This window comes from Streptomyces sp. NPDC028910, from assembly GCF_055564955.1.
In genome coordinates this window covers 78,191-95,664 of the sequence record NZ_JBVHVF010000003.1, presented here as the reverse complement: position 1 = coordinate 95,664, position 17,474 = coordinate 78,191, and the positions used below count along the sequence as shown (strand labels likewise).

The following is a 17,474-nucleotide window of genomic DNA, read 5'->3' as shown; positions in this document are numbered from 1 at the left end:
GGATTACTAGTTGGTGCCGATCTTGGCGAGCAGGTCCACGATGCGGCCCTGTACGTCCGTCGTGGTGGCACGCTCGGCGAGGAAGAGCACGCTCTCGCCGGATGCCAGCCGGGGCAGTTCCGCCGGGTCGATGCCGGTCGCCGTATAGACGACCAGCGGGGTGCGGTTCAGCTGCCCGTTGGCGCGCAGCCAGTCCACGATCCCGGCCCGCCGACGGCGTACCTGCATCAGGTCCATGACGACGAGGTTGGGCCGCATCCGCGTCGCCAGTTCCACGGCATCGGTGTCGGCGCCCGCCCGGGCGACCTGGAGGCCGCGCCGCTCCAGGGCGGCGGTCAGCGCGGTCGCGATCTCGTCGTGCTCCTCGATCAGCAGCACCCGGGAGGGGTGCTGCTCGCTGTCGCGCGGAGCCAGCGCCTTGAGCAGGACGGCCGGATCGGCGCCGTACGCGGCTTCGCGCGTGGCGTGCCCGAGCCCGGCCGTGACCAGTACGGGGACCTCGGCGGCCACCGCGGCCTGGCGCAGGGACTGGAGGGCGGTCCGGGTGATCGGCCCGGTCAGCGGGTCGACGAAGAGCGCGGCGGGGAACGCGGCGATCTGCGCGTCCACCTCCTCGCGGGAGTGCACGATCACCGGTCGGTAGCCGCGGTCGCTGAGCGCCTGCTGCGTCTGCACATCGGGCGCGGGCCACACCAGGAGCCGGCGCGGGTTGTCCAGGGGCTCCGGCGGAAGCTCGTCGTCCACGGGCGCGGGCACGGGCCGGTTGACCACCTCGACGGCGCCGCCCGGGCCGTCCAGCGGCTCGGGACCCTCGTCGGAGCCCGCCTCGGGGGCTCCTATGGCGAAGGCCCTGCCCTGCGGGGCGGGCTCGGCGAGCCGGCGACGTCGGCCGGAGCCCGAGCCGGTCGGGTCCACGGAGATGCCCTGGCCCAGGGTGCCGAGGGCGCGCACGCTGATCGGCTGCGCGGCCGGGCCCTCCGCCGGGGTGTCCTGCGGCTGGCGCGCCCCGGGGACCGCGACCTGGCCGGAGGCGTCGTCCTCGGGAGCGGTACGGGCCGCCGGAACCGGCCACGCCGGGGCGCCGGACAGTGCGCGCCGCCGCCCGGTCGGATTCTCGGCGGACTCTGCGGGCTGCGCCGCGGCCGCTTCGGGCTCACCTACCGGGGCGCCCAGCACTCGGCGCCCGCGCCGCCCGGCCGGGGCGTCGGTGTCGCCCTCGCCGGGAGCGGCGGCCGAGCCGGCCATCGCGGGGGTCTGCGCAGCGGAGGGAGCCCGGGTCGGCCCGGCGGGGAGCGCGAAGCCGCCCTCGGGGGCGATGGGCCGCGCGGGCGCGGGCGTCGGCCCGAGCCCGGTCGCCGGGACGGGACCGCCGGGCTGCGCCGGACCGGCCGGCCCCAGTGCCCGGCGCCGCCCGGCGGGATGCTCGGTCACCGGAACCGGGGGCACCGCGGGCACGGGCGGGAGGGCGGCCATGGCGGTGCCCTGCGGGGGTACGGGCCGCCCGGGGCCACCCTGGCCCGCGGGACCCGCGGGACCCGCGGGACCCGCGTGGCCGTGCGGACCGCCCGGGCCCCCGATGGCACCCGGACCACCCGTGGCCCCGCCGCTGTCGTCGCCGGCCCGGCCGCGTCGGCGACCGGTGCCGAGTCCCGCCGGGTTCACCGGGGACTGCGCGAGCTCCGGACCCGCACCCGGGAGGCCGTCGGCCTCGCCCCCACGCCGTCGCCCGGAAGGCAGTGCCAGCGCGCCGCTGCCCTGGGCGGCCTGAGCCGCCTCCGGGCCGGCGGCCTCGTCGTCCAGGAAGGCATCCACCCCGCGCCGGGCCCGCCGACCACCGGAGACCTTGCCGGGGGCGGCGCCACCGGCCGGCCCGGCGCCGTCCGTGCCCGGCCCCGCCGGGGGCTCCTCCGGCGGCTCCGTCAAGGTCACCGTCCCTGCGCCCGCGCCGAGCGGGAGCTCCAGCACGTACGCCCCGCCGGGCGCGCCCGGCACCTCCACCGTCTGCAGCACACCTCCGTGCGCGGCCACGATCCCTCGGACGATCGGCTCGTGGACCGGGTTCCCGCCTTCGTAGGGACCGCGCACCTCGATCCGTACGACATCGCCCCGCTGCGCCGCGGCCACCACGATCGTCGAGTCGCTGTACCCGCTGCCCTGGCGGGTCTTGCCGGTGGCGTCCACCCCGGCGACGTCCGCGACCAGGTGGGCGAGCGCGGTCGCGATCCGGTCCGCGTCCACCTCGGCCTCGATGGTCGGCGCGTGGACGGCGAACTGCGCGCGCCCCGGACCGATCAGCTCGATCGCGCCGTCGACGCCGGCCGCGACGACGGTGTTGATCAGGACTTTCTTCTTCGTGAGCCGGTCGCCGCCGGAGTCCAGGCGCTGGAAGGCGAGCACGTTGTCCACCAGTGTGGTCATCCGCGAGTACCCGGCGGCCAGGTGGTGCAGCAACTGGTTGGCCTCGGGCCACAGCTGTCCGGCGTCGTCGGCGGCCAGTGTCGCCAGCTCACCGCGCAGCTCGTCGAGCGGACCGCGCAGTGATTGACCGAGGACGGCCAGCAGCTGCGCGTGCCGCGCGGCGAGGGCGTCGTAGGGCCGCCGGTCGGTGAAGGTCATGACGGCGCCGACGAGCTGCTCCCCGTCCCGTACGGGCGAGGTGGTCAGGTCCACGGCGACCGGCTGTCCTGCTTTGTTCCACAGCACCTGCCCGCGGACGCGGTGCTTGCGCCCGCTGCGCAGGGTGTCGGCGAGCGGGGACTCCTCGAAGGGGAAGGGAGAGCCGTCGGCGCGGGAGTGCTGGACCAGGCCGTGCAGTTCGCGGTTGCCGAGGTCGGTGGCGCGGTAGCCGAGGATCTGGGCGGCGGCCGGGTTGACCAGCACCACTCGCCCCTCGGTGTCGGTGCCCACCACGCCCTCGGCCGCGGCGCGCAGGATCATCTCGGTCTGCCGCTGGGAGCGGGCCAGCTCGGCCTCGGTGTCCACGGTTTGCGAGAGGTCCCGGACCACCAGCATCAGCAGCTCGTCACCGGTGTACGAGGGTTGCGGCTCGCGGTAGGCGTCGCGTCCGTCGAGATGGGCGCTGGTGACCTCGACGGGGAACTCGGAGCCGTCGGTGCGCCGCGCGATCATCCGCGTGGGCTTGGTGCGGCCGCCGTCGTCCTCGCCGGGCCGGCGCATGGAGCCGGGGATCAGCTTGGAGTCGAACTCGGGCAGGAGGTCGAGCACGCCGCGGCCGACGAGCCCGGTGCCGGGGCTCTCCATGACCTCGAGGGCGATCGAATTGGCGTTGACGACCGTGCCGTTGGCGTTGACGAGCAACAGCGCGTCCGGAAGAGCGTCGAGTATTGCTGCGAGGCGAGCAGCGCCTCGGGATGGCCTGCTGCTCACGACGAGCTTCCTCCCTGACCACAACTACCGGCAAGTCACGGGAGGAGTCTAAGGCCACAGGCCCGCGGCGGGGTGGCCGATGAGGGGTGGATTCCGCCCATCCCGCGCATCCTCCCAGGTCAGGAACGCCCACTCGGAAGCAGAGGTTCCAACTCGTCCCAGCGGCTGATTTCGCATCCGTTCGTCCGCCGGAAGGTGGCGTCCACCTTGTGTCCGTTCCAGGTTCCGGTGATGCGGGCGGTGGCCGGGCCCCCGTGCTGCATGCTGCAGATCCGCCGCTTGGAGACGGGTGCGAACGGGTCCTTCCCCTGCTGGGCGAGCTCGTTCAGCTTCGCGCAGGCCTGCTCCTTCTCGAGGTGGTCACCGCCGACGGGGTTGCACTGGAGATGGAACTCGCGGTCCAGCAGGCGGTTGCCGGTGTGGGCCATGGAGATGGTGAGGCGGTCGGGTGTCGCCAGCAGCCGTCCCAGGGGCAGCGGGGGCAGGGGCCCGGCGGCCGCGGCGGCCAGGGCGGAGGTGACGGCGAAGGCGGCGAGACGCAGCATGGGGCACTCCAGGTCGTCCGTACGTCGTACGCCTGACCAACGACGTGGGACCGCCGACGTTGCGTGCCGCGGGGGCTTTAAGGCTTTGCTCTCCGCCCGTCCCTCCTAGTACCGTGGGAGCAGATTGGTGAGGGGCCCTGCGCCTGTGTCATCATCTGCACGCACCCTTGTACGCGAGGGTGTGCTGGAGGCGTCGCCTAGTCCGGTCTATGGCGCCGCACTGCTAATGCGGTTTGGGTCTTACCACCCATCGAGGGTTCAAATCCCTCCGCCTCCGCACCTCATCGAAGCCCCGGTCCTGACGGACCGGGGCTTCGGTGCGTTCCGGGGCAATCCGGTCCGCCCCGACCTTTGTACGAGCCCATCCGGACGATCTTCGTCCGGCTCGTTTCCGCAGGTCAGCAGCGGTTTGGGTAATGGATTTCGCGTCCCGGCGAGGTCCATGTATTGTTGTTCTCGCAAGGCCAACGGGGCGCAAAACCCCGCGAAGCCCAAGCACTCGTAGCTTAACGGATAGAGCATCTGACTACGGATCAGAAGGTTGCAGGTTCGAATCCTGCCGAGTGCACAGCAGCCAGAGGCCCCGGACGAAAGTCCGGGGCCTCTGGCGTTTAGGCCGTACAGCAGCGAAGTACCGCAACCGCGTCGACCGCTGCTAGCCGGTGCCGCCCATCGCCTCGGACAGCTTGCCGATCGCGGCACGCACCTGCTCCTCGCTCGCCTCGGCGTAGACCTCCATCGTCATGGCGATCTGTGAGGAGGCCGGCCCCGAGCTGCTGAGCGTGGCGCATCCGGAGCGCCTTGAGGCAGAGCGCCGGCAGGGGAAGGAAGTCGTCGTAATCCTCCGTCTCGGTCTCGCGGTGCAGGATCTGCCGCCCGGCCCGCTGGATCTGGTGGTCCACGTACAGCTCGCCCGTCTGGAAATCGATCTTCGTGTCGAGGTGCGGCGCTGACGCGTTCTTCGGGTACTACCCGATCCGCCCCGAAAGGGTCGTCGCCCAGGGCCAGACGATCGAGATCTATGACCTTGTGGGCAAGGACGCCACACGTCGTCTTCTTCGCCTTCGACGCCCCCATGTGCGACGTGTTCGCCGGGTTGCCCGCCCCCAGTCACCGAGCAGCTCACAGCGGGGCGCGCTGTGATGAAGCAGGTTGGCGCGAGTTTCGGCCAATTCATGCCCATGCCTGCACCGATGATTTACCCGTATTGCCCAGATCGTCCAGCGCATGAAAGGGTCCTTGGCATATGACGCCAGGGCCTTTCGGGACACCTCTGGCATATGCCGGGAGAATATTCGCAGCTCAGCTAGGTTCACTTACGCTTTGGCTTTGTAATCCGTGAATGATTTCGCGGTGGCGAATAGCTATTGCCGACGACGTGCCGGATTACATGTCTGCACGCCTGGCTGATGCCCACGCGCTGTTAGGTTCGCTCACGAAAAGTGGCCCCGCCCCAGTCTGGCGAGACGTGAGGGGGCGAGGCCGATCGACGCGAGCCCATTGGGTGCGCCAACAGTAAGGAGGTCCTTATGGCTAAGCCGGACACACCTACCGAACCTGAGCCTAGCGACCGGAGCGCCAGCGTCAACACCCGATCCCTGGCACCTCTCTTGACAGCCATCGGGACACTCCTCCTAGGAGCGGGGGCAGTCGTGGCAGCCTTGCGGTAGAGGTACAGCAGAGGCGTACCGTGCAGGTTCGAATCCTGCCGAGCACAGCAGGACAGAGGCCCCCAGGAGAAATCCTGGGGGCCTCTGTCGTATGGCCTGACGGGGGGCGTCCTCCTTGGTGGGGAGGGGGTCCCCCGGAGGAACTCAGGGGTGGAATGGCTCTGGCGGGGGACGCGGACTACACGGCGGCCTCGGTACGGTTTTTAAAGATCGTTCGAAGCTGGAAAACGGGGGCAATCATGGGACTGTTCGGGAACGCGCACACCGTCGACCCTGTGTCGGCGCAGCGGGACTACGCGCGGCTGCTGGGGCAGGGGGAGCAGGTGCATGCCGCGTACCTGCTGATTCGGGACACCATCCTGTTCACCGACAGGCGGCTGGTGCTGGTCGACAAGCAGGGGCTCACGGGGAAGAAGGTGGAGTACCACTCCATCCCGTACCGGAGCATCACGCACTTCGCCGTGGAGACCGCCGGCCATTTCGATCTCGACGCCGAGCTCAAGATCTGGATATCCGGCAGCTCGGTGCCGATCGAGAAGACCTTCACCAAGGGTGTCGACATCTACGAGGTGCAGGCGATCCTGACGCAGTTCGTCGCCCGGTAGCCGGAGAGCGGCAGCCCTCAGAGGACCCGGGGGAGGCCGGTCACCGACATCACCAGGGAGTAGAGGGAGGTGGTGGCGGTGATGAAGAGGCGGTTGTTCTTGGCGCCGCCGAAGGCGATGTTCGAGACCGGTTCGGGGACGCGGACGCGGCCGATCAGGGTGCCGTCCGCGGCGTAGCACTGGACGCCGTTCTCCATGGCGGCCGCCCACAGCCGGCCCTGATCGTCGAAGCGGATGTTGTCGACCTTGGGACAGGTGGTGAAGATCCGGTCGTCGGTGAGGGTGCCGTCGTCGGTGACCTTGAAGGCGCGGATGTGGCCGGCCCGGGTGTCCGCGGCGTAGAGCTCGCTCTCGTCGGGGGAGAAGACGAGGCCGTTGGGGCCGAGGAAGCCGTCGGCGACCATCCGGACTGAGCCGGTCGAGGGGTCGGCCCGGTAAAGGTTGCAGGCTCCTATCTCGCTGGGTGCGCGGTGGCCCTCGTAGTCGTTGGTGATGCCGAAGTCCGGGTCGGAGAACCAGACGGAGCCGTCCGAGCGGACGACCGCGTCGTTCGGGCTGTTGAGCCGCTTGCCGTCGAAGCGGTCGGCGATGACGGTGAGGCTGCCGTTCGGTTCGGTGCGGGTGACGCGCCGGTTGCCCTGCTCACAGGTGATCAGGCGGCCTTCGCGGTCCAGGGTGTTGCCGTTGGAGTGGCCGGCCGGAGAGCGGAAGACGGAGACAGCGCCGGTCGCTTCGTCCCACCGCAGCATCCGGTCGTTGGGGATGTCGCTCCACACCAGTTGCCGCCAGGCGGGGAGGTACAGCGGGCCCTCCGCCCATCGGCAGTCGTCGTAGAGCCGGTCCAGCCGGGCGTCGCCGTTGGCGCAGCGGCCGGTCTGGAAGCGCTCGTCCAGAATCTCGTACAAGGTGAGGTCGGCTATGCCTGACATGGTTCTCCCCGAGAGCATGTCGCCGAATTTTGTTCGGTTCGAGAGTGAGATTGCAGGATCAGGTACCGTCTTCGCAAGGGTCGACAGGCCCAGGAGAGGAAGATTGCGTGGACGACATCGACCGGGCGCTCGTCCTGCGCCTGCAGCAGGACGCCGGCCAGTCGTACGCCGCTCTCGGCACGGCCGTCGGGCTCTCGGCCGGGGCCACCCACGAGCGCGTACGCAAACTGCGCGAGCGCGGGGTGATCCGGCGGACCACCATCGACGTCGATCCGGCCGCCGTCGGCAGTGGGGTCCTGGCCTACGTGATGGTCGACTCCAACGCCTGGATGGGCGAGTCCAGCGCCGACTTCGCCGCGATCCCCGAGATCCAGGAGGCGCACATCATCGCGGGCAGCGCGTCCGTTCTGGTCAAGGTGCGCACGGCCTCGACGGGGCAGTTGCAGGACGTCCTGCGCCGCCTCTACGCCATCGAAGGCGTCAGCGGTACGCACGCCACGGTCGTCCTGGATACCTTCTTCGAGCGGCCGCTCCCGCTGTGACCTGGTGGTGCACCGGGATCCGGTGGAAGGACGGCCGCCCGGCCATCGGGTGGTACGCGGAGGGGCGCGGCGAGCGGACGAGCCTGCTCGCGTACGGGCAGCGGCTGGCCTTCGCCGCCAGCGGGGAGCGGCATTGTCTCGGCGTGCGGCGGGCCGGGAAGCGGACGTCCTGTCCCACCGCCGCCACTGTGCCCGGCCGCGCCGGGAACGCGCAGTGTCCCGAATGCGCCCGCCTCGACCGGTCGTTCTCCGTGGCCGCCGACACCAACGCCGCCGATCCGCGCACCTACCGGGTCTACCTGGCCTGGTTCGGGCCCGGCATGGTCAAGGTCGGGATCACGGCTGAGGAGCGCGGTTCCGCCCGGCTGCTGGAGCAGGGGGCGGTGGCCTGGGCCTGGCTGGGGCGCGGTCCGCTGATGGCCACCCGGCGCACGGAGGAGCTGCTGCGGGCGGCGCTCGGGGTGCCCGACCGGATCGCGTACGCGCGCAAGCGCGCGGTGCGGGCGCATCTGCCTCCCGGGGTGGAGCGGGCGCGGGAGGTCGCCGAGCTGCACGCCCGGGCGGCGGCGCTGCCCGGGTGGCCCGAGTCGCTGGAACGGGTGGGGTGCGAAGTCACCGACCACGCCGGGGCGTTCGGGTTGGACGGGCTGCCCGCGCCCGCGCGGGTGCTCACCGGGATGGTCCCCGGCAGCGTCGTGGTGGGGCGGCTGGCGGGCGCGGCCGGTCCTGATCTGCACCTCGCGGACGGGCTCGTGGTGGACACCCGGCTGCTGGCCGGCTGGGAGCTCACCGCCCCGGGGGACGAGGCGGTGACATCGGCACCGGTGGCGGAGATCCCGTCCGTTGCCGGCGCCCCCGCCGAGCAGGACGGGCTGTTCTGAGGAGCACCCGGCGACGACGGTGTCCATGGTCAAAACTTGGATCCCTTTGGCCTTCCGGGGCCGATTGTGGTGGACATGCTGGGGGCGTTCCGCCGAGGGTGGGGGCATGAACATTCAGCCGGTACCGCCCTTCGAACCGCCGTACGTGATGGCCGTTTTCAGCAATGTCCGAGTCGCAGACGACGCCGGATACCCCGAGACGCTCGCCCGGATGAACGAGATCGTCAGTGCGAATCCTGGCTTCCTCGGCTACGAGTCCGCGCGCACGCCCGGCGGCCTCGGCATCACCGTCGCCTACTTCCGCGACCACGAGTCCCTCACCGTGTGGCGGGAGGACCTGGAGCACCAGGCGGCCATGAAGAAGGGCCGCGCCGACTGGTACGAGAGCTACACCCTGCACGTCGCGACCGTCGAGCGGAGCCACGGCTTTGCCCGCAACGGCTGAGGCGGTGCGGGCCTTCCGGGAGCGCCTCGGGCTGCCCGGACTGGTCGACGTCCACACCCACTTCATGCCCGAGCGGGTCCTGGACAAGGTGTGGGACTACTTCGACGCGGTCGGCCCGCTGACCGGCGTGGAGTGGCCCATCACCTACCGCCACCAGGAGGAGCAGCGCGTCGCGCTGCTGCGGGAGTTCGGCGTCCGGGCCTTCACCGCCATGCTCTACCCGCACAAACCGGCGATGGCCGCCTGGCTCAACGCCTGGTCCGCCGATTTCGCCGCCCGCACTCCCGACTGCCTGCACACCGCGACCTTCTTCCCGGAGGAGGGCGTGGTCCCGTACGTCCGCCAGGCCGTCGACTCCGGGGCCCGGATCTTCAAAGCACACCTTCAGGTCGGCGGCTACGACCCGAACGACGACCGGCTCGACCCCGTCTGGGGGCTGCTCGCCGAGGCCGGGATCCCGACCGTGATCCACTGCGGCTCCGGGCCCGTCCCGGGCAAGTACACCGGACCCGAGCCGATCGCCCGGCTGCTCGCCCGCCACCCGCGGCTGCCGCTGGTCATCGCCCACATGGGCATGCCCGAGTACGCCGATTTCCTCGACCTCGCCGACCGCTACGCCACGGTGCGCCTGGACACCACCATGGCCTTCACCGACTTCTCCGAGCAGTTCAGCGGCTTCCCGCCCGGGGACCTCGGACGGCTCGCGGATCTGGGCGACCGGATCCTGTTCGGCACCGACTTCCCGAACATCCCCTACCCGTACGAGCACCAGCTCGCCGCCCTCGAACGGCTCGGCCTCGGGGACGACTGGCTGAGGGCGGTCTGTCACGACAACGGCGTCCGGCTGTTCCGCCTCGACGGCTGACCGTCCCTTTCATCGGGGCCGTTTCGTTTCTCAGGTTCGTTTCTCAGGCTCGTTTCTCAGGAAATTCACAGGTAGGGACAAGAACGCTCTCAGAGGTACCGGACAGCGTGGTCGGTATGACTGCGACGACCACCTCCCCCGCGTCCACGTCCACCAGCAACCCCACGGCCCTGGTGCGGCCCGACGGGGGACCCTGCCGGGTGCTCGTCGTCGACGACGAGGCCTCGCTCTCCGAGCTGCTGTCCATGGCCCTGCGCTACGAGGGCTGCGAGGTCCGCAGCGCCGGCGACGGAGCCGGCGCGGTGCGGGCGGCGCGTGACTTCCGGCCGGACGTGGTAGTCCTCGACATCATGCTTCCCGACATGGACGGCCTCGCCGTCCTCGGGCGGCTGCGCCGGGAGATCCCCCACGTCCCCGTCCTGTTCCTGACCGCCAAGGACTCCGTCGAGGACCGCATCGCCGGCCTGACGGCGGGCGGCGACGACTACGTCACCAAGCCCTTCAGCCTGGAGGAGGTCGTGGCCCGGCTGCGCGGCCTGGTCCGGCGCGCGGGCGCGGCGCAGGCGGCCCGCGGCGGTTCGGTGCTGGCCGTCGGCGATCTGCGGCTCGACGAGGACAGCCACGAGGTGCTGCGGGGCGGCCGGGAGATCCACCTGACCGCCACCGAGTTCGAGCTGCTGCGCTACCTGATGCGCAACCCGCGGCGAGTGTTGAGCAAGGCGCAGATCCTGGACCGGGTGTGGTCGTACGACTTCGGCGGCCAGGCCAATGTGGTCGAGCTCTACATCTCCTACCTGCGCAGGAAGCTGGAGAGCGGCCCCGGCATGCCGCCGATGATCCACACCCGGCGCGGCGCCGGGTACCTGATCAAGCCGGCCGAGTAGTGGCCTTCCGCGGGAAGCGGCGACCGCGCGCCCGCCGGCCGTGGTCGCTGCGGACCCGGCTCGTCGTCTCAGCGGTGGCGCTGATCGCGGTGGTGGGCGCGGCCATCGGCACCGTCACCACCCTCGCCCTGCGGTCGTACCTGGTCACCCAGCTCGACGAGCAGCTGATCACCTCCGTGAAGATGGTCTCCCGGATGCCCGGCGGGAAGGCGGCCCGGGAGAGCGGCGGCTTCGTCATGCCGCCCGGCAGCCCGCTGGACGCCGCCGGGATCCGCCTGGATCCCACCGGCGCGATGCTCGGAACCGCCCGCAACACCCGCGTCGAGGGCTGGTCGCCCGACCAGGCACCGCCCCTCCCGGAAAGCCAGAGCGAAGCCCTCGCGCGGGCTGCCCGGAAGGCCGCCAAGGGCTCGCCCGGACCGGTGGACACGGACCTCCCGGGCCTCGGCGCCTACCGCGTGCTGACCTCCTCCGACGGGAGCCTCGTCCTCGGCTTTCCCCTTCGCGAGGTCGACTCCACCGTGCGCACCCTGGTCGTGGTGGAGGTCTGCGTCACCCTGGCCGGGCTGATCGCGGCCTCCCTCGCCGGGCAGGCCATGGTCGCAGTCGCCCTGCGCCCGCTGCGCCGGGTCGCCGCCACCGCCACCCGGGTCTCCGAACTGCCCCTCCACAAGGGCGAGCCCGCCCTCCACGAGCGGGTCCCGGACGCCGAGGCCGACCCCCGCACCGAAGTGGGCCAGGTCGGCGCCGCCATCAACCGGATGCTGGGCCACGTCTCCTCCGCCCTCACCGCCCGTCAGCAGAGCGAGACGCGGGTCCGGCAGTTCGTCGCCGACGCCAGCCACGAGCTGCGCACACCGCTGGCCTCCATCCGTGGTTACGCCGAACTGACCCGCCGCGGAAGGGAGGATCCGGGGCCGGACACCCGGCACGCCCTGGGCCGGATCGAGTCCGAGGCCATCCGGATGACCGGCCTGGTCGAGGACTTGTTGCTGCTGGCCCGGCTCGACGCGGGCCGCCCGCTCTCCACCGGCGAGAGCGACACCGACCTGGCCCCGCTCGTCGTCGACGCCGTCAGCGACGCCCGCGCCGCCGGGCCCGAGCACCACTGGCGCCTGAGCCTGCCCGAAGAGCCCGCGCCCGTCCGGGCCGACCCCGCCCGGATCCAGCAGGTCCTGGTCAACCTGCTCGCGAACGCCCGTACGCACACCCCGCCCGGCACCACCGTCACCGCGCATGTTTCACGTGAAACATCCGCCGTCCGGCTGCGGATCGAGGACGACGGCCCCGGTATCGCGCCCGGCCTGCTCCCCCACGTCTTCGAGCGCTTCGCCCGCGGTGACGCCTCCCGCTCCCGCGCGGCGGGCTCCACCGGCCTGGGGCTCGCCATCGTCCAGGCCGTGGTCACGGCGCACGGCGGGCAGGTCGGCGTGCGGAGCGAACCCGGGCGGACCCGTTTCGAGGTCGTTCTGCCGCTCGCCCGGTCCGCGGGCGCGGCGCAGCCGGGCTCACAGACGGACCACAGCCTCAGCACACACCGGTGACAGCCCGCACCGCGAGGGTCGGGACATGCGAACCGACACCTCTTCCGGGGCCCTCCCGGCGCGGGCGCCCCTCGCGCCCGTGCCCGGCGAGCCCGTTCTCGACGTGGTGATCCCGGTCTTCAACGAGGAGACGGATCTCGGCCCGTGCGTGCGCCGGCTGCACGAGCACCTCACCCGGACCTTCCCCTACCCCTTCCGGATCACGGTCGCCGACAACGCGAGCACCGACCGCACCCCCGAGGTCGCGGCCGGGCTCGCCGCCGCACTGGACTGCGTACGCAGCACCCGGCTGGAGGAGAAGGGCCGGGGCAGGGCCCTGCGCACGGTCTGGTCCGGCTCCGAGGCACCCGTCCTCGCCTATATGGACGTGGACCTCTCCACCGACCTCAACGCTCTGCTGCCGCTGGTGGCACCCCTGATCTCCGGTCACTCCGACCTCGCCATCGGCACGCGCCTGGCCCGTTCCTCACGGGTGGTGCGGGGAGCGAAGCGGGAGTTCGTCTCGCGCGCCTACAACCTCCTGCTGCGTTCCTCGCTCGCCGCCCGGTTCAGCGATGCCCAGTGCGGGTTCAAGGCCATCCGGCGCGAGGTCGCGGAGCGGTTGCTGCCGCTGGTGCAGGACACGGGCTGGTTCTTCGACACCGAACTGCTCGTGCTCGCCGAGCGGGCCGGGCTGCGGATCCACGAGGTGCCGGTGGACTGGGTCGACGACCCCGACTCCACGGTCCACATCGTCAGGACCGCCACCGAGGACCTCAAGGGCGTCTGGCGCGTGGGCCGGGCACTGGCCGCCGGAGCGCTCCCGCTCGACCGGCTCGCCCGCCCCTTCGGTGACGATCCGCGCGACCGCACCGCACTGCCCGGGGTGGACGGCGGACTGGCGCGCCAGCTGCTCGGCTTCTGCGCCGTCGGAGTCCTGTCCACCCTGCTCTACCTGCTGTTGTACTCCGCCTTCCGCAGCGGAACCGGCCCACAGCTCGCCAACGGCGCCGCCCTGCTCCTCTCGGCCGTCGCCAACACCGCGGCCAACCGCCGGCTCACCTTCGGCGTCCCCGGCCGGGACCGGGCCGTGCGCCACCAGGCGCAGGGGCTGGTGGTGTTCGGCATCGGGCTGGCCTTGACCAGTGGCTCCCTCGCCGCGCTCGGAGCGGCCACGGCCGATCCCGCGCGCGGTACCGAACTGGCCGTCCTGATCACCGCGAACCTCGCCGCCACCGTGCTGCGGTTCCTGCTCTTCCGCGCCTGGGTCTTCCCCGAGCGGCGCGGTACGGACCCCAAGACCCCGGCATCCGCCACCCCGGCATCCGCCACCCCGGCATCCGCCACCCCGCCATCCGCCACCCCGACACCGACACCCACGACACCGATGTTCAAGGAGGGCCGATGACCACGGCAGCACTTCCGTTCCTTCCGGCCGCCGCGGCCAGCGCCCGTACCGACCGGCCCCGCTGGGAACGACCCGCCCTCGCCGGGCTGCTGATCGCCACCGCCGCCCTGTTCCTGTGGGACCTGAGCGCCTCCGGCTACGCCAACTTCTTCTACTCGGCCGCCGTGCAGGCGGGCAGCGAGAGCTGGAAGGCCTTCTTCTTCGGCTCCTCCGACGCCGGGAACTCCATCACCGTCGACAAACCCCCGGCCGCCCTGTGGCCGATGATGCTGTCGGTCCGGCTCTTCGGGCTCGGCGCCTGGCAGATCCTCGTCCCCCAGGCCCTGATGGGCGTCGCGACCACCGGCGTGCTGTACGCCGCCGTCCGCCGCCAGTTCGGGCCCGGGGCCGCGCTGCTGAGCGGCGCCGCCTTCGCGCTGACACCCGTCGCCGCGCTGATGTTCCGCTTCAACAACCCCGACGCGCTGCTGACCCTGCTGTTGACCGTCACCGTGTACTGCGTACTGCGGGCCCTCGACGGGGCGCACACCCGGTGGCTGCTCTGGGCCGGGGTCGCGGTCGGTTTCGCCTTTCTCACCAAGACCCTGCAGGCCTTCGTCATCCTGCCGCCGCTCACCCTGCTGTACGCCGTCTGCGCGCCCACCCGGCTGCGCAGGCGGCTCGGCCAGCTGCTGCTCGCCGGGTGCGCGATGGTGGTGGCCGGCGGCTGGTGGGTGGCGATCGTCGAACTGTGGCCCGCGGCCTCCCGCCCGTACATCGGCGGCTCCCAGACCAACTCCTTCCTGGAGCTGACCCTCGGCTACAACGGCCTCGGCCGGATCAACGGCAACGAGACCGGCAGCGTCGGTGGCGGGCGTGGAGGTCCCGGTGGAGGCGGCGGTGGCGGCAGCTGGGGTGAGACCGGCATCGATCGCCTGTTCTCGGCCCACGTCGGCGGGCAGATCTCCTGGTTGCTGCCGGCGGCCCTGGTGCTGCTCGTGGCCGGGGTGGTGGTCACCTGGCGGGCGCGCCGGGCCACCGACTCGCTGGACAGCATGGCCCGGGCGGCCTTCCTGGCCTGGGGCGGCTCGCTGCTGATCACCTTGCTCGTCTTCAGCTACATGCAGGGCATCTTCCACGAGTACTACACCGTGGCGCTGGCGCCGTTCGTGGCCGCGCTGATCGGCATGGGCGTCGCCGTGCTGTGGGAGGAGCGGGGCGCCCTGGCCGCCGCGATCACCCTGTCCGGCACGCTCGCCCTGACGGCGGTCTGGTCGTACGTGCTGCTCGGCCGCGCCACCGGCTATCTGCCGTGGCTGCGCTGGGCGGTCCTGGCGGGCGGACTGCTCGCCGCTGCCGCACTGCCGTTCGCCGCGCGGGCCGGCAGCCGGATGCTGCGGGGGACGGTGGCGCTGGGACTGGCGGCGGCCCTGGCCGGGCCGTTCGCGTACTGCCTGACCACCATCACCACGGCGCACAGTGGTTCCATCGTGACCGCCGGACCAGCGGTGGCGGGCGGCCGGGGCGGGCCCGGCGGCATGATGAGCGGCCTCGGTGCTGCCGGGGGGCCCGGCGAGTTGCTCCAGCGCGGCCCGGGCGGGCAGCCGGACGGTGCACAGCTGGGCGGTGGCCGGCCGAACGGCGGCCAGCCGGGCGGTACCCCGCCGCAGGGCCAAGGAGGACAGGGCGGTACGGGCGCACGCGGTGCCGAGCCCGTCGGCGGCGGCCAGCGCGGGCCGGGCGGCGGCCTGCTGAACGGTGCCCGGGTCGGAGCCGAGGCCAAGGCGGCCCTCACCACCGACGCCGACCAGTACACCTGGGCGGCGGCCGCCATCGGGTCGCAGAACGCGGCGAGTTACCAGCTGGCGTCCGGTGCACCCGTCATGGCGATCGGCGGCTTCAACGGCAGCGACCCCTCGCCGACCCTGGAGCAGTTCAAGAAGTACGTGCGGGACGGGAGGATCCACTGGTTCATCGGCCAGGGCGGTTCCACCGGCGCCACCGAGGGCGGCGCGCGCGCTGCGGGTGTCCCGGGCGGGGGCACCAGCACGGAGATCGAGACGTGGGTCAAGGCCACCTTCGAGGCATCCACGGTCGGCGGAGCCACCTTCTACGACCTCACGTCCTAGCGGCAAGAGGGCGGACCGGGCATTCCGGGCTGACCCACACATGTCGTGAGGAGGGTGCCGGCGACCGCTCAGAGCTTCACAACGGCCCCGGCGGCCTTGGCATCCTCTGCGGAGGCCGCCTCCCCGGCCGCCACGGGGCCGGCCGCCACGGGGCCGGCCGCCACCGGGGCGTGCGCCGCCGGCTTCGACTTCAGCGCGACCTCCTTGATGAACACCACCAGCACCAGTCCGAGGAGCGCGAACGGGGCGGCGTAGAGGAAGACATCGCCGACGCCGTGCCCGTACGCGGACTCGATGACCTGGCGGACCGGCGCGGGCAGCTTGTCGAGGTCGGGGATCCCGCCCCCGGCGGTGCCGCCGTGGCCCAGGGCCGCGGCCTTCGGACCGAGTGCGGCCAGCCCGTCCTGGACGTAGTGCGTGACCCTGTTGGCCATGACCGCGCCCAGCGCGGAGACGCCCACGGCGCCACCGAGGGAGCGGAAGAAGGTGACGACGGAGCTGGCCGCGCCCAGGTCCTCGGGGGCCACCTGGTTCTGGGTGGCGAGCACCAGGTTCTGCATCATCATGCCGAGACCGAGGCCGGTCACCGCCATGTAGATCGCGATGTGCCAGTACGGGGTGTCGTACCGCAGGGTGCCCAGCAGGCCCAGACTGGCCGTCAGCAGCACACCGCCGGAGACGAGCCAGGCCTTCCACCGACCGGTCTTGGTGATCACCTGACCGGAAACGGTGGAGGAGACGAAGAGCCCGCCGATCATCGGAATCGTGAGGATTCCGGACATCGTGGGGGACTCGTCGCGGGCCAACTGGAAGAACTGGCTGAAAAACACGGTCCCCGAGAACATCGCGATGCCCACGAACAGCGAGGCCGCCGAGGCCAGGGTGATGGTCTTGTTGCGGAAGAGCCGCAACGGGATGATCGGGTCGCTCGCGCGGGACTCGACGAGGACGAAGAGCAGGCCGAGCGCCACCGAACCCCCGGTCATCGCCCAGGTCTGCCAGGAGATCCACTCGTAGGAGTCACCGGCCTGCGTGACCCAGATCAGCAGCAGGGAGACGGCCCCGCTGATCAGGAAGGCGCCCAGCCAGTCGACCTTGACGTCGCGCCGCACCACCGGGAGCCGCAGCGTCTTCTGGAGCACGATCAGCGCGATGATCGCGAAGGGCACGCCGACGTAGAAGCACCAGCGCCAGCCGAGCCAGTCGGTGTCGGTGATGACACCGCCCAGCAGCGGACCGCCGACGGTGGCGACGGCGAACACCGCGCCGAGGTAGCCGCTGTACCGGCCGCGCTCGCGCGGGGAGATCATCGCGGCCATGACGATCTGGGCGAGGGCCGACAGGCCGCCGACACCGATGCCCTGCACCACGCGGCAGGCGATGAGCGTGCCGGTGTTCTGGGACAGGCCCGCGACCACGGAGCCGAGGACGTAGATCACGAGGGATATCTGGACCAGCAGCTTCTTGCTGAAGAGGTCGGACAGCTTGCCCCACAGCGGGGTGGCCGCGGTCATCGACAGCAGGGCCGCGGTGACCACCCAGGTGTACGAGGACTGGGTCCCGCCGAGCTCGCTGATGATCTGGGGCAGGGCGTTGGAGACGATCGTGGAGGACAGGATCGCCACGAACATGCCGAGCATCAGCCCGGACAGCGCCTTCATGATCTGCGGATGGGTCATGGT

General features: G+C 71.7%; 12 protein-coding genes, 2 tRNA genes and 2 pseudogenes. 11 read left to right on the top strand and 5 right to left on the bottom strand.

Translation table 11 applies throughout. The annotated features are described in order from the left end of the window. Positions 1–6: 6 nt before the first annotated feature. Complete coding sequence (locus ACZ4TV_RS05280) at positions 7–3,387, bottom strand: response regulator (RefSeq protein ID WP_468130883.1); 3,381 nt, start codon at positions 3,385–3,387, stop codon at positions 7–9. A gap of 119 nt (positions 3,388–3,506) precedes the next feature. Further along, positions 3,507–3,932: an SSI family serine proteinase inhibitor gene (locus ACZ4TV_RS05275; protein ID WP_468130881.1), complete on the bottom strand. Its 426-nt coding sequence runs from the start codon at positions 3,930–3,932 to the stop codon at positions 3,507–3,509. A gap of 186 nt (positions 3,933–4,118) precedes the next feature. Between ACZ4TV_RS05275 and ACZ4TV_RS05270 the strand changes: the two genes are divergently transcribed. Then, positions 4,119–4,209 (top strand) — tRNA-Ser (locus ACZ4TV_RS05270). Positions 4,210–4,427: 218 nt separating this feature from the next. Continuing rightward, positions 4,428–4,500, top strand: a tRNA-Arg gene (locus ACZ4TV_RS05265). Positions 4,501–4,587: 87 nt separating this feature from the next. Here the strand turns inward: ACZ4TV_RS05265 and ACZ4TV_RS05260 are convergent. Beyond that, a pseudogene (locus ACZ4TV_RS05260) lies at positions 4,588–4,861 on the bottom strand (site-specific integrase); the annotation flags it as partial. 980 nt (positions 4,862–5,841) lie between these two features. Between ACZ4TV_RS05260 and ACZ4TV_RS05255 the strand changes: the two are divergent. Then, positions 5,842–6,207, top strand: coding sequence for a PH domain-containing protein (locus ACZ4TV_RS05255; protein WP_468130879.1), 366 nt, complete (start codon positions 5,842–5,844; stop codon positions 6,205–6,207). A 17-nt stretch (positions 6,208–6,224) separates the two neighbouring features. Here ACZ4TV_RS05255 and ACZ4TV_RS05250 read toward each other — a convergent pair whose 3' ends face one another. Beyond that, a complete protein-coding gene (locus ACZ4TV_RS05250; RefSeq protein WP_468130877.1) occupies positions 6,225–7,136 on the bottom strand; it encodes an SMP-30/gluconolactonase/LRE family protein in 912 nt (303 codons plus the stop codon). 107 nt (positions 7,137–7,243) lie between these two features. Between ACZ4TV_RS05250 and ACZ4TV_RS05245 the strand changes: the two genes are divergently transcribed. From ACZ4TV_RS05245 to ACZ4TV_RS05210, 8 genes are all read left to right on the top strand, one after another. Next, positions 7,244–7,678: an Lrp/AsnC family transcriptional regulator gene (locus ACZ4TV_RS05245; protein ID WP_468130875.1), complete on the top strand. Its 435-nt coding sequence runs from the start codon at positions 7,244–7,246 to the stop codon at positions 7,676–7,678. Then, a complete protein-coding gene (locus ACZ4TV_RS05240) occupies positions 7,675–8,559 on the top strand; it encodes a DUF2797 domain-containing protein (protein ID WP_468130873.1) in 885 nt (294 codons plus the stop codon). Before ACZ4TV_RS05245 ends, ACZ4TV_RS05240 begins: the two co-directional genes overlap by 4 nt. Before the next feature lie 106 nt (positions 8,560–8,665). Then, positions 8,666–9,004, top strand: a complete 339-nt coding sequence (locus ACZ4TV_RS05235) for an antibiotic biosynthesis monooxygenase family protein (RefSeq protein WP_468130871.1) — start codon at positions 8,666–8,668, stop codon at positions 9,002–9,004. Further along, positions 8,988–9,869, top strand: a complete 882-nt coding sequence (locus ACZ4TV_RS05230) for an amidohydrolase family protein (RefSeq protein ID WP_468130869.1) — start codon at positions 8,988–8,990, stop codon at positions 9,867–9,869. Before ACZ4TV_RS05235 ends, ACZ4TV_RS05230 begins: the two co-directional genes overlap by 17 nt. A gap of 116 nt (positions 9,870–9,985) precedes the next feature. Beyond that, positions 9,986–10,753: a response regulator transcription factor gene (locus tag ACZ4TV_RS05225; RefSeq protein WP_468130867.1), complete on the top strand. Its 768-nt coding sequence runs from the start codon at positions 9,986–9,988 to the stop codon at positions 10,751–10,753. Continuing rightward, positions 10,753–12,297, top strand: coding sequence for a sensor histidine kinase (locus tag ACZ4TV_RS05220; RefSeq protein WP_468130865.1), 1,545 nt, complete (start codon positions 10,753–10,755; stop codon positions 12,295–12,297). Before ACZ4TV_RS05225 ends, ACZ4TV_RS05220 begins: the two co-directional genes overlap by 1 nt. 25 nt (positions 12,298–12,322) lie before the next feature. Then, positions 12,323–13,684: a bifunctional glycosyltransferase family 2/GtrA family protein gene (locus ACZ4TV_RS05215; RefSeq protein WP_468130863.1), complete on the top strand. Its 1,362-nt coding sequence runs from the start codon at positions 12,323–12,325 to the stop codon at positions 13,682–13,684. Next, entirely contained in the window at positions 13,681–15,792 is a 2,112-nt protein-coding gene (locus ACZ4TV_RS05210) for an ArnT family glycosyltransferase (RefSeq protein ID WP_468130861.1), read from the top strand. Before ACZ4TV_RS05215 ends, ACZ4TV_RS05210 begins: the two co-directional genes overlap by 4 nt. A gap of 83 nt (positions 15,793–15,875) precedes the next feature. Here ACZ4TV_RS05210 and ACZ4TV_RS05205 read toward each other — a convergent pair. Further along, positions 15,876–17,471: pseudogene (locus tag ACZ4TV_RS05205) on the bottom strand (MDR family MFS transporter); the annotation flags it as partial. Positions 17,472–17,474: the final 3 nt, after the last annotated feature.